This window comes from Pseudomonas sp. H9 (genome assembly GCF_004353925.1).
Lineage (GTDB): Bacteria > Pseudomonadota > Gammaproteobacteria > Pseudomonadales > Pseudomonadaceae > Aquipseudomonas.
The window spans coordinates 322559-335449 of sequence record NZ_SMOK01000011.1 but is presented as its reverse complement, the minus strand read 5'-3'; the positions used below and the strand labels follow the sequence as shown (position 1 = coordinate 335449).

The 12891-nt window shown below is 62.7% G+C and carries 8 protein-coding genes; 4 read left to right on the top strand and 4 right to left on the bottom strand.

The window, feature by feature from the left end; genetic code table 11:
- Positions 1-101: 101 nt before the first annotated feature.
- Together E1573_RS09415 and E1573_RS09410 are read left to right on the top strand one after the other, a co-directional pair.
- Complete coding sequence (locus tag E1573_RS09415; protein ID WP_133212886.1) at positions 102-1202, top strand: sugar diacid recognition domain-containing protein; 1101 nt, start codon at positions 102-104, stop codon at positions 1200-1202.
- 104 nt (positions 1203-1306) lie between these two features.
- Positions 1307-2461 carry a glycerate kinase gene (locus tag E1573_RS09410; RefSeq protein ID WP_133212884.1) on the top strand — a complete coding sequence of 385 codons (1155 nt, stop codon included), beginning with the start codon at positions 1307-1309 and terminating at the stop codon, positions 2459-2461.
- A 147-nt stretch (positions 2462-2608) separates the two neighbouring features.
- Here E1573_RS09410 and E1573_RS09405 read toward each other — a convergent pair whose 3' ends face one another.
- The 4 genes from E1573_RS09405 to E1573_RS09390 all read right to left on the bottom strand — a co-directional run bounded on the left by E1573_RS09405 (position 2609) and on the right by E1573_RS09390 (position 8421).
- Positions 2609-3562 (bottom strand): site-specific integrase, encoded by a 954-nt coding sequence (locus tag E1573_RS09405; RefSeq protein WP_133212882.1) that lies wholly within the window; start codon positions 3560-3562, stop codon positions 2609-2611.
- 74 nt (positions 3563-3636) lie between these two features.
- Positions 3637-4413 carry an SDR family NAD(P)-dependent oxidoreductase gene (locus tag E1573_RS09400; protein WP_133212880.1) on the bottom strand — a complete coding sequence of 259 codons (777 nt, stop codon included), beginning with the start codon at positions 4411-4413 and terminating at the stop codon, positions 3637-3639.
- A 58-nt stretch (positions 4414-4471) separates the two neighbouring features.
- Positions 4472-6583 (bottom strand): 3-hydroxyacyl-CoA dehydrogenase NAD-binding domain-containing protein, encoded by a 2112-nt coding sequence (locus tag E1573_RS09395; RefSeq protein ID WP_133212878.1) that lies wholly within the window; start codon positions 6581-6583, stop codon positions 4472-4474.
- A gap of 35 nt (positions 6584-6618) precedes the next feature.
- On the bottom strand, positions 6619-8421 hold the full coding sequence (locus tag E1573_RS09390) for an acyl-CoA dehydrogenase (protein WP_133212876.1): 1803 nt from the start codon (positions 8419-8421) through the stop codon (positions 6619-6621).
- A gap of 213 nt (positions 8422-8634) precedes the next feature.
- Between E1573_RS09390 and E1573_RS09385 the strand changes: the two genes are divergently transcribed.
- On the top strand, positions 8635-9777 hold the full coding sequence (locus tag E1573_RS09385) for an acyl-CoA dehydrogenase family protein (RefSeq protein WP_133212874.1): 1143 nt from the start codon (positions 8635-8637) through the stop codon (positions 9775-9777).
- A gap of 241 nt (positions 9778-10018) precedes the next feature.
- A complete protein-coding gene (locus E1573_RS09380; RefSeq protein ID WP_133212872.1) occupies positions 10019-12700 on the top strand; it encodes a LuxR C-terminal-related transcriptional regulator in 2682 nt (893 codons plus the stop codon).
- The last annotated feature ends 191 nt before the right edge of the window (positions 12701-12891 follow it).

Here is a 12891-nt window from a genome sequence, read left to right as displayed (position 1 = left end):
AGTCTCGGTGAGAGGGCCGTGGCTGTCTTTGTGCTTGTGCACAGCATTTCTGGCGGCCTGCTGTGCCGCGGACCAATCATTGCGACAACAAGGATCCTCCCATGTTCGAACTGGACCATGATCTGGCGCAAGATATCGTCGATCGGGCGATGGCTATTTTGCCGTGCAACGTCAACGTGATGGACAGCCAGGGCCTGATCCTCGGCAGTGGTGAGCCGGAGCGCATCAACACCCGCCATGAAGGCGCGCAATTGGTGCTGGCCAACGCCCGCATTGTCGAGCTGGACGTTGAAGCAGCCAAGTGCCTGAAGGGCGTTCAGCCGGGCATCAATTTGCCGCTGATGCTTGACGGGCGTTTGATGGGGGTGCTCGGCCTGACCGGCGACCCTCAACAGCTGCGCACGTACGCACAACTGGTGCGCATGACTGCGGAAATGCTCCTGGCCCAGCGGCACATGCAGGTGGAACAGCAATGGCGGCGGCAGCGCTGCGATGACCTGTTGGCCTTGCTGTTGGGCGGCTCTGGGGATTCTCCGCGGTTGGTGGATGAAGCCCGACAGTTAGGGCTCAAGCCGCAGTTGCCACGGGTGCCGTGCTTGTTCGAGCTGGAAAGTGGCCCGGCCGCCGAAACCCTGGCCAGCTGGCTGATGAGCCGTTATCCGGACAGTTGGTGTGTGAGCCCGGCACGGCAATCCCTGCTGTGGTGCCGCCCGGCCAGCGCGACGCTGGATGAGGTGCGGCTGCTGGATAAACTGCAGCGCCACGGCTGGCAGGTGCAGCGTTTGGCCATTGGCTCGCCGGCACAGAGCCTTGAGCAGCTGCGCCGAGGCTACCGTCGAGTTCGCGATTTGCTGGCCTACGGTCGGGAAGTGTTGCCCGCTGAGCGAACCCTCACGCTGGCTCGCTACCGCTTGCCGGCGCTGCTTTGGCGCCACCGCAACGATGATGCGCTCGACGAGTTGCTTGAGCCCTTGCAGCGCATCCGCGCCAAAGACGCCAGCGGCCAATTGCTCGCGACCTTGCGCGCCTGGTGCGCCCATGACGGGCAGAGCCAGGCCTGTGCCGACGCCCTGGGCATTCACCGCAACAGCCTGCGCTATCGCCTGGAGCGGATTGCCGAACTGAGTGAAGTCGATCCGTTGCGCCTGGAGGGCATGCTGAGCCTGTACCTGGGGCTACAGTTGCTGGCAGCCGACGCCTGACTGGGCAAACTGACCAAAGCTGGAACATCCGCTTTGTGCATCTGACAGAAGCTCAAGCCGCGTCTTGCTGTCAGCATGCATCGATCTGGAGCAGGAGAATCCCCATGAAAATCGTCATCGCCCCCGACTCGTTCAAGGACAGCCTCAGTGCCGAAGGGGTGGCGCAGGCCATCGGCCGCGGGCTGACGGAGATCTGGCCTCAGGCGCACGTGGTCACGTGCCCGATGGCTGATGGCGGCGAAGGCACCATGGAAGCGATTGTTGCCGCCTGCCAGGGTGAAGTGCGTCAGCAGCAGGTTCAGGGGCCATTGGCTGAGCCGGTGCTGGCCAGCTGGGGCTGGTTGGCCGAGAGTCACACTGCAATCATCGAGATGGCCCAGGCCAGTGGCTTGCAGTTGCTGAGCCTGGCACAGCGCGATGCATGCCGCAGCAGCACCTATGGCACCGGTGAACTGATTGCCGCAGCGCTGGACGCCGGTGCCCGGCGTATCATTCTTGCCATTGGCGGCAGCGCCACCAATGACGCGGGCAGCGGGATGTTGCGCGCCCTTGGCCTGCAACTGTTCGATGCCCACGGGCAAAGGCTGGCCGAAGGCGGCCTGGCCCTGGCAAATCTGGCACGCCTGGATGCCAGCGCGCTGGACCCACGGCTGGCCGAGGTACGCCTGGAAGTGGCGGCGGATGTCGATAACCCGTTGTGCGGCGGCAATGGCGCCTCGGCTATTTTTGGCCCGCAAAAAGGCGCCAGCCCCGAGCAAGTCAAGGCGCTGGATCAGGCCCTTGGGCATTTTGCCGACCATTGCGCCCGGCTGCTGGGCGAAGACGTGCGTGACTTTCCAGGCTGCGGTGCCGCAGGCGGCATGGGCTTTGCCGCCAAGGCCTTCATGCAGGCGACATTCCGCCCTGGCATTGAAGTGGTGGCCGAACTCGCCGGGCTTGAGCAGGCGGTACACGGTGCCGACTTGGTGATTACCGGTGAAGGGCGTTTCGATGCCCAGACGCTGCGCGGCAAAACTCCATTCGGGGTGGCCCGCATCGCCCAACGCCAAGGGGTGCCGGTGGTGGTGATTGCCGGAACCTTGGGCGAGGGTTATGAACAGTTGTATGCCCACGGCATCGACGCTGCATTCGCCCTGACCAATGGCCCGATGAGCCTGGAGCAGGCCTGCGCCCAGGCCCCAGAGCTGCTGCAAGCCCGGGCCCGGGACATTGCCCGTTTGTGGCGTTGTGCCCGCGATTGCGGCCTGTCAGACACATAGCATCGCGGGGTTAGCCCGCTCCCACAGTAAGCCCGCTTGTGTCGCTAGCAGCAGGGTAGGTCCGGTGGGAGCGGACCTTGCCCCGCGATCGGCTGCGCAGCGGCCGTAAAAACAGCTGCTTGCAAGCCAGCTCCCCTCACAAGGACTTCAGGATTGAATCAAGCGCTGCGGCTGGGCCGTTTCAAGCAGGGCCAGCTCGCCGAACGAGGCCGAGGCATCGATGTAGCGCAAGGCCGATTTAGCGTCTTTCCAGCCGACGTGGCTCATCAGGGCCTTGAGCTCCCAGCCATTGCTGGTGGCCCAGGTGGCAAAGCCACGCCGCAGCGAGTGACCGGTATATAAAGCAGCAGGGACGCCGCTGCGTTCCAGAATGCGTCGGAGCAAGGCAATCAGGCTGTTGCTGTTCAGCGCCTCAAGGCCCAGGTTGCCCCAGCGGTCGAGTTTGCGAAACACCGGGCCATGGGCGATACCGGCAACTTCGATCCATTGCAGGTAAGCCTGAACCGGACACAAGACTTTCAACGCCGGCGCCTGATGCCGCACCCCCAGTGCCTGACGGTCACCTTTGCTGCGCGGCAGGAAAATCGACATACCTTGGCCCGCTTGTGCGTGAATATGCTCAACCTGCAATCGCGCCAATTCATCGCCTCGAAAACCGCGCCAGAAGCCGATCAGTAACAGGGCCACATCGCGTCGGGCCCGGAGCAGGGCGGGCAGGTTGTGGTGGGCGCGCGCCTGGCTGGCCGCGTTTTCCAGGGCAGTCACGGCCTGTTGCAAGTGCTGGATCTGCAACGGCGCGGCTTGCCGGGGCTCGGCCGGGTGCAAGGTGCGGATGCCTTTAAGCACCTGGCGCACCACGGGGGCCTTGGTCGGGTCGGGAAAACCCTGGCTGACATGCCACTGTCCCAACGCCGCCAGACGTTGCTTCAACGTGCTGATGGCATGGGTTTGCGCATGGTCGGCCAGGTAACGGGCAACACTGTCGGCGGTGGCGGGCAGAAAGCCGCCCCAGCTCACTTCATAGTGTTCTATCGCTGCCTGATAGCTGCGCCGGGTGTTATCCCGCGTGGCCGCCTGCAGGTAGCGCTCGATGCTGTCCATTGATGCTGTGGTTCACGTGCTGTGGTTTGCACGGATGGTAAGAATTTCTTCCGTGTAATGCCATCAAAAGCTCGTTACAGGCTACCCACCAAGTGGCCGCCATCCACTGCCAGCACGGCACCGGACATGTATGCGCCGGCTGCACTGGCCAACAACAGGAAAGGGCCGTTGAGTTCTTCGAGCTGCCCGAGCCGGCGCATCGGCACGGCTTGCTTGATGTATTCCTGGCCCTTGTCGCTGTCGAAGTAGGCGTCGTTCATCTCGGTTTTGAAGTAACCCGGGGCAATGGCATTGACGCGGATGTCGTAACGGGCCAGCTCCAACGCCAGCGACTTGGTCAATTGCACCACCCCGGCCTTGGCCGCGCAGTAGTGGCTGTAGCCGGTGCCGACACGCAAGCCGAGGATCGAGGCAATATTGACGATGCTCCCTGGCCGCTTGGCTTTGGCCAGACGCTGGGCGGCGCACTGAGCCACGCGCCAGACCCCGTCGAGGTTGGTGGCGAGCATGCTGCGCCAGTCTTCTTCGCTGACCTCCAACACGCGCTGGCCATTGCCGATACCGGCATTGTTGAGTACCACATCGACGGTACCGAAGGCGGCTTCAGCGGCATCGAAGGCAGCTTCCACACTGGCGCGATCGGTCACGTCCATGGCCACTGTCAGGGCCTGGGCACCGTTGTGTTGCAGCGCCTCGGCCAGTTGCTGCAGGCGCTCGACACGGCGTGCGGCCAGCACTACTCGGGCACCGGCGGCAGCGGCAACGCGTGCCAGATGTGCGCCAATGCCACTGGAAGCGCCAGTGATGAGTACCACGCGGTCATTGAGGCAGGAAGGGGAGAATAGGTTCATCAGGGCACCGGAAACTGTGAAAGTGAATGACGCCAGGGTTACCCCTGGCGTCTCTGCGTCAGACGCGTTCGATGCGCTGCTTGCCTGCGGCAACCAGACGCTCAAGCAACGGTGCCGGGGTAAACCACGTCTGGCCGTAGTCACCGAGTGCTTTGCGGTAATGGTTGAGGGTGGCCAACACCTTGTCCAGCCCCAACTGCTCGGCATAGTACAGCGGGCCGCCCAGGTGGCCGGGGAAGCCATAGCCGTTGAGCCACACCAGGTCGATGTCACTGGCACGCAAGGCGATGCCTTCGTCCAGTAGCTGGATGCCTTCGTTGATCAGCATGAACAGGCAGCGGTCGTGGATCTCCTGATTACCGATGGGGCGGCGCGGGATGTGCAACTCGCCCGCCAGGCGTTCGGCCAGGGCCACCACCTCATAATCGTCCTGACGATTGCGCCCCTCATAAAGGTAGAAACCACGGCTGGTCTTCTGACCGTAGCGGCCCAGGGCGTAGAGTTCATCGCCCAGTCGGCAGTAGCTGGGGTCATGGGCGATGGCGGCGCGGTTGGCATCGCGTACCAGGAAGTTGACGTCGATACCCGCCAGGTCAAGCATGCTGAACACACCCATGCTCAGGTCCAGGCCGGTGAGCACCCCATCGACTTGCGTGGGCGTGGCGCCTTCCAACACCAGCCGGTGCGCTTCACGCGCATAGGGTTCGAGCATACGGTTGCCGATGAAGCCGAAGCACACCCCGGACACCACGGGCATCTTGCCGATGGTACGACCCATTTTCAGGGTGGTGGCCAATACGTCAGGCGCGGTGAGCTTGCCGCGCACCACTTCGAGCAGGCGCATGACGTTGGCCGGGCTGAAAAAGTGCAGGCCGATCACGTCCTGCGGGCGGGAGGTCACCGCCGCGATCTGGTCGACGTCCAGTGACGACGTATTGGTGGCCAGAATAGCCCCGGGTTTGCACACATTGTCCAGCGTGCGAAACACCGCTTGCTTGATTTCCAACTTCTCGAACACCGCCTCGATCACCAGATCGGCATCGGCCAGGTCGGCGTAGTCCAGCGTGCCCTGCAGCAGGGCCATGCGCTGTTCCAGTTGCGCCGGGCTGAGCTTGCCACGCTTCACGCTGATCCCGTAGTTGTGGCGGATCTGCGCCAGGCCACGGTCCAGCGCTTCGCCTTCGCGTTCGAGCAGGGTCACCGGGATGCCGACGTTGGCGAAATTCATGGCGATGCCGCCGCCCATGGTGCCGGCGCCGATCACCGCAACGTTGCGCACACTGCGCAAGGGCGTATTGGCGTCGATGCCTGGCACCCGACCGGCTTCGCGTTCGGCAAAGAATACATGGCGCAGGGCTTCGGACTGAGCGGATGCTTCGGCCTGTTTGAACAACGCCAGTTCGCGGGCCAGGCCTTGCTCCAGCGGGAGCAGACAGGCGGCTTCTACCGCAGACAGCACCAGGCGTGGTGCCAGGCGCGACTTCCAGCGCGGTTCGTGATCTTCGCGAAAGCGGGTCAGAAAGTCTTCGGGCAGGCCTTTGTCCGGTTCCGGGTAAAGTGCAGCCGGTTGTGCCGGCGCCTGGCAGGCGACCAGTTCACGGGCGTAGGCGCAGGCTTCCGGCAGCAGTGTGGCGGCGCTCGCCGCGCAACGGTTCAACAGGCCTTGTTCAAGGGCATCTGCCGCACCAATCGGAGCACCGGACAACATCAGCTCAAGCGCTGGTTTAGCGCCGATCAGGCGTGGCAGGCGCTGCGTGCCACCGGCACCTGGGAGCAGGCCCAGGTTGATTTCCGGCAGGCCGAGGCGGCTGCCCGGCTCACCGATACGGTAACCACACGCCAGGGCCAACTCCAGGCCGCCGCCCAGGGCCAGCTTGCCAATCGCCGCCACCAGAGGCTTATCCAGCTGGGTCAGGCGCAGCAGCAGGCCAGGCAAGTCAGGTGCGGCGAACGAGGCTTCGCTGCCGAATTCGCTGATGTCGGCGCCGGCGCAGAACAACCCACTGCTGCCGTGCAGCACGATCGCGTTCACCGCCGGATCGGCAGCCGCGCGCTCGACGGCGTCGAGCAGTGCCGCGCGCAGGGGCTGGCCAAGGGCATTTACCGGGGGACGGGCCAGCCCGATCAGGGCCAGGTTGTGTTCAAGCTGATAGGTGACAAAGGTGTGCATGTGTATTCCTTAAAACGAAGTGCAGGCGAAAACCCTCAGAACCAGCGGTCCTGCATGTCAAAACTGGTGCGGTTCGCCGACCCCAGCAGGCGTGCCTGGGCTTCGATACCGGCCAACTCCCACTCCATGAAGTAACGGGCAGCCTGCAATTTGCCGTGATAGAAATCCGCTTCACTGGTACTCGCCCCGGCGGCAAGCGCACGGCTGGCAACCAACCCCATGCGCAGCCACAGCCAACCCACCAGTACACGGCCGAACAAATCGAGGTAGACGGTGGCGTTGGACAAGCCAAGGTTGGCATCGGCACTGACCTGGCCGAGCAGGTTTTCAGTGACGTCCTGCAAGCGGTCCAGGCTGCCGGCCAGGGTGTAAGCCAAGGCGGCGCATTGCGCGTCACGGCTAGCCTCGGTCAACGTCTGACGAACGTTCCTGAGGAACAATCGGTACCCTGCGCCGCCGTTCTGCAGCAGTTTGCGGCCCAGTAGATCCAGGCCGTGGATGCCCTCGGTGCCTTCATGGATAGGGTTCAAGCGGTTATCGCGGTAGTACTGTTCCAGCGGGTACTCGCGGATGTAGCCTGAGCCACCGAGAACCTGAATGCCGATGTCGGAGGCAATGACGCCGTACTTCGACGGATACGACTTGACCATCGGGATCAGCAAGTCCAGCAACTCGCCAGCCTGCAGGCGGTCGTCTTCGGTCTCGGCGGTATGGGCGTCCTCAAACAGGCTGCTGGCGTACAGGCACAGGGCCAGGCTGCCTTCGGCATAGACCTTTTGCTGCAGCAGCATACGCCGCACATCGGCATGCTCGACAATGCGTACCTGAGGCGCCAGCGGGTCCTTGATGCCAGGCAAGCGGCCTTGTGGGCGCTCGCGGGCATAGTCCAGCGCGTGAATGAAGCTCTGGTAGGCCAGCGACGAGGCACCGAGGGCCACGCCAATGCGCGCTTCGTTCATCATCTGGAACATGTAGGAGAGGCCCTTGTTGGCTTCACCCACCAGGTAAGCAACCGCGCCCTCGCGTTCACCAAAATTGAGCACGGTGGAGGTGGTGTTGCGATAGCCGTGCTTGTGCAGCAGGCCAGCCAGGGCCACATCATTGCGTTCAGCCGGGTTACCGTCGGCATCGAGCAGGTACTTGGGCACCAGAAACAGCGAGATACCGCGGGTGCCCGCCGGCGCACCGTCGATACGGGCCAGCACCATGTGCACGATGTTCTCGGTCAGGTCGTGGTCGCCACCGGAAATGAACATCTTCTGCCCTTGCACACGGTAAGTGCCGTCGCCTGCCGGGCGGGCGCTGGTGCGCAGGTCACCCAGCGCCGAGCCCTGGCCGGGTTCGGTGAGGGCCATGGTGCCGCTGAAGCGGCCATCGAGCATCGGCGCCAGGAACTGTTGGCGCAGCGGCGCGCTGGCGAAGCTCTTGACCAGGTTGGCAGCGCCGATGGTCAGGAATGAATAGGCGACGGTGGCGATGTTAGCGGCATTGAAGTAAGCCATGCTGGCACGCAGGATGACCTCCGGCAGTTGCAGGCCACCGTCTTCGAAATCGTGGTGGGCAGCGAGAAAGCCCGCCTCGGCGAAGGCATTCCATGCTGCTTTGGTTTCGGGTATCAGCGTGACCCGTTCACCGTCGAAGGTCGGTTCACAGGCATCGGCCTTCTGATTGTGCGGGGCGAAGTATTCGGCGGCGATGCCGCGTGCAGTTTCCAGGGTAGCGTCGAACACCGCCCGGTCATGCTCGCTGTAGCGCGCACGCTGGAGCAGGGCTTGGGTGTCGAGCAACTCATAGAGTTGGAAGCGCAATTCGCGTTCATTGAGCAGCGATTCGGTCATGGTGTTCTCGTGTACAGCCAGATGGAATGAGCCGTGCCAGTAAAGCAATACCATTGAAAGCGCTCACCCACCCCCTTGGAGTGGGGACAGTGAGGCAGGGTCGGCCTACTCGCTTGGAGGGGGGGACATCAGGTTGCAACGCCTTAAGGTGAAGCGACAGGCAACCGAGCTGTTCGGCGCCCGCACTCGCTAATTGCATTCAGGGGTAACTCCATGATTCCGCGCACCCTCTTCGAACATGAACATGAAGAGTTCCGTAATACCGCCCGCCGTTTCCTGGCGGAGGAATGCACGCCGTACCATGAGCATTGGGAAGAGAACCACTTGGTACCGCGCCAGATATGGCAGCGCGCGGGTGCCCTGGGCATGCTCAACGTCACAACACCGGAGGCTTACGGCGGCCTGGGCCTTGACCGTCGTTTCGCGATGATCGCGGTAGAGGAGGTGGCCCGTGCCGGCCTCTCGGGGTTGAGCGGCTTCAACGTGCACGATATCTGCGCGGGCTATCTGATCAACTTCGGTACCGAAGCACAGAAGCTCAGATGGCTACCCTCCATGGCCAGCGGTGAAACGATTGCTGCTGTGGCCATGACCGAGCCCGACACCGGCTCGGATTTGCAGGCGGTCACGACGCGTGCAGTGCTCGAAGGCGATGAGTACGTCATCAACGGTTCCAAGACGTTCATTTCCAACGGCACCAACAGTGACATCATCGTCGTGGTTGCCAAAACCGGTAATAGCGGCAAGGGTTCGCGCGACATTTCGCTGATTCTGGTGGAGGCGGACCGTGCTGGGGTGAGCAAATCCAAACCCCTGCGCAAGGTCGGCTTGCATGCCCAGGACACCACCATGGTGTTTTTCGAAAACGTGCGCGTCCCCAAGGCCAATATCCTCGGTGGCGAGCCAGGCCAGGGTTTCTATCAACTGATGAAAGAGCTGGCCTGGGAACGCTTGAGCATTGGCATTCTTGCCGTTGCAGCAAGCCAGGCCGTGCTGGAGCAGACCATCGCGTACACCCGTGAGCGCACCGTGTTCGGCAAGCCGATCATCGATTTTCAGAATTCCCGCTTCAAACTGGCGGACCTGAAGACCGAGATCGCCCTGGGGCAGACCTACGTCGACCGCTGCATGGAGTTGCTGCTCGAGCACGAATTGAGCGTTGAAGCAGCGGCAGCGGCCAAGCTCTGGTGCACCGAGTTGTACTCCCGGGTGGTTGACCAGTGCGTGCAGTTGCATGGCGGCAATGGCTACATGTTGGAGTACCCGGTGGCCCGCCACTATCTCGACAGTCGCGTCAACCGCATTTATGGCGGCGCCAACGACATCATGCGCGAACTGGTCGCGCGGTCGCTCTGAATCCTGCGCCTACAGGATGCTCCCCCTCGTATGGAGGGGGAGCATCGTCGTCATTGCACGACACCATGCCTGTTCACAACGCCAGCCAGGGCTTGCCTGGTGCCCGTTGCGGATGACCTTCGAACGCTTTTCGGCGAATATTCACCGATCAGCGGGGAGGTCAGCCATACGACTCTGCCCCGTACAGTGACGGGTCGCTGCGTGTTAACCGGCGGCTTGCGAATCGGAGACCGGTCTGGACATGCATACCGACAAACTGCTTGTATCGACAAAATTCGCACCACCGCGCATGGGTAACCAGACCATTCTGCGCCAACGGCTATTGGACGACCTGCGACGTATGGATCAATGCCGGGTAGGGCTGGTGACCGGCAGTCCCGGTTTCGGCAAGACCACGCTGCTGGTGCAATGGCGACAAGAGGTGATGCGCACAGGGGCGGATGTCGCCTGGTTGTCGCTCAGTGCCGACGATAATCATCTGGCTATTTTTTTCGCCTACCTGCGCGGCGCCCTGCAGCGCCTGGGTATTCCGATCGACAGCGGTATCCCGCCGGAAGGCGCGCGCCCCGAATTCATTGATGAAGTAGTCGCGGCGATTGTCGACGCGGCCGCCAGCATCAACAAAGAGCTGTATCTGGTCATTGACGACTATCAGCATGTGCTCGACCCGCGTTCGCACCAGTTGATGCAAAAGCTGCTGGATCACAGCCCGGACAACTTGCATTACGTGATTTCCTCACGGGTCGGCCCACCCTTGAGCTTCAGCCGCTTGCGCCTGAGTGGGCAACTGGTGGAACTCGACTGTGTCGCGTTGCCTTTTGACCTGCTGGAGTCGCGTGCTTTCCTGGACCATAACCTGGCGGCAATGAAACTCTGCCCCGAGGAATTGCACCAGATCCATCAACTCACCAGCGGCTGGCCGGCCACCTTGCAGTTGGTGGTAATCCTGTTGCGCAGCGATCCGCAGGCGCGCGGCACATTGCGCGAGATGGGCTGGCGCTCCGACGATCTGCAAAGCTACCTGGCCGAAAACGTTTTAGCGCATCTTCCGCCAGCGCTGGTGGCGTTTATGGAGGACATCAGTATCTGCCGGCGCTTCAATGCCTCGCTGGCCGAAGCCGTCACCGGACAAGCACCGGCCCAGGCGCTACTCAAACGCCTGGATGAAGAGAACCTGCTGATCTTCCGGGTCGAAACCGACGACCGTCAGCCCTGGTTCCGTTTTCATGCCTTGTTTGCCGACTTCCTCGCCAACCGCCTGGCGCGGCGCGACGGTGCGGCGCAAAGCAGCCTTCACCGCCGCGCTGCGGGCTGGTTCGCGGAGCGCAAACTGCTGGCGGAGGCTGTCAGGCATGCGACCTTGGCCGGTGATCTGAACTTTGCCGTTGAAGTGATCGAGCAAGCCGCACCGGCGACCTGGAGCCTGGACCAGTTGAGCCTGTTGCTGCGTCTGCTCGACCGGTTGCCACAAGACGTGTTGTTCTCGCGGCCACGGCTGTTTTTCCTCGGATGCCTGGCCTATGCACTGACTGCGCGGCCAGCCAAGGCCGAAGCCTGGCTGGAACAGTTCCAGCGCAGCGGCGCCGCGCAACAAGCTGATGTCGCCTATCGCTTGCCGCTGGTCCAGGCCGCCATCGAGGTCCAGCATGATCGCACCGAGCCAATCATTGATTTGCTCAAAGACTTTCGCGCGTTGCCGGATGACTATTCGGTGACCCGCTACGGTGCCCCGGCGTTACTTGCCATCGCCTACCTGGCGGCCGGCCGTATCGCCGAGGCATTGCAGTGCCTGGACAACAGCCCGATTCCCGAGGCCGAGCGCGATGCCGAAATGGCCTTGGTCGCCGAAGGTGCCAGGACCCTCTGCTATCTGCAGGAAGGGCACATGCATGAGGCCTTGCGGATAGGTTCGGCACAATTGGCCCGTGCCGTGGCGGTGCATGGCCACCGCTCAGCCAGCGCTTATCTGGGTGCCGCCACCCTGGCCGAGGTGTATCGCGAGTTGAATCGCATTGACGAGGCACGGGAGGTGCTGGCAAACCGCAGTGGCCTGCTGCAATGGGCAATGCCCGACACTATGTTGCGCGCCACGATCTGCCGGGCGCGGCTGGACCTGCTGCAAGATTCCAGTGCCGTTGCCATGGCATTTCTGCAGCGCCAGGAGCGTCATTTCCGTGCGATCGGCCAGGACCGTGCCCTGGTGCATTGTTTGGTTGAGCAGGTGCGCATGGCCTTGATGGCAAACGACCGTGCGCTGGCCGCCGAGCGTGTCACGCAACTGGAACCTCTGTTGCTCAGGCATGCCAACTCGCCGGGCTTTCGCGCAGATATTCCGGCCATGATTGCGCTGGCCCGTGCGCGCTTGCTGTTGGCCACTAACTACCCGGACAAGGCGCTGGAACACTTGCAGGTGTTGCACAACTACGCGACACGCTACCACCGCGGCCAGTTGCTGGTGACTTGCCTGTTGCTGATGGCTATCGCCAGGGCCGATTTACTGCAACCGCAACGGGTGGATGAACACCTGCTTGAAGCGCTGTCGCGCGGGCAGCAATTGGGCTTGGTACGGACCTTTCTGGATGAGGGCGAGGGGCTGCGCAAACTGATAGCCGGCCTTGTCGGTAAACCGTTGCCCGAGCCTGAGCACCGTTACCTGAAGCAGTTGCTGGAGGCGGGTGGAGGCAGTCTGGGCGAGCGCGCCGGCCAGGCATCGGCGCAAGGCGCACCGTCCATGCTCACGCCACGTGAGCTGGCGATTTTGCAGTTGATCAGCCAGGCGATGGCCAATAAGCGCGTAGCGCTGACGCTGAACATTTCGCTGGAAACGGTGAAATGGAACCTGAAGAACATCTACGTCAAGCTGGGAGTCTCCAGCCGTTACGACGCGGTGACCTGGGCTCGCAAGCACGGCATGATCGAGTAGTGCAGGTTACCGGCGACACGCAGAGACGCACGTTGCGTGGACGTATCGTCATTGCGTGCCGCCAGTTACACACGGCATTAGTCTGCGTGCGCGGCGCCACGCTGTAACCACTCGCGACGAGGGGCCTGGCTCGGGCGCCCACCACCGTTTACATCCCCCCCTCCCTGAGGGGGCTGACCCTCAAAAGCTGC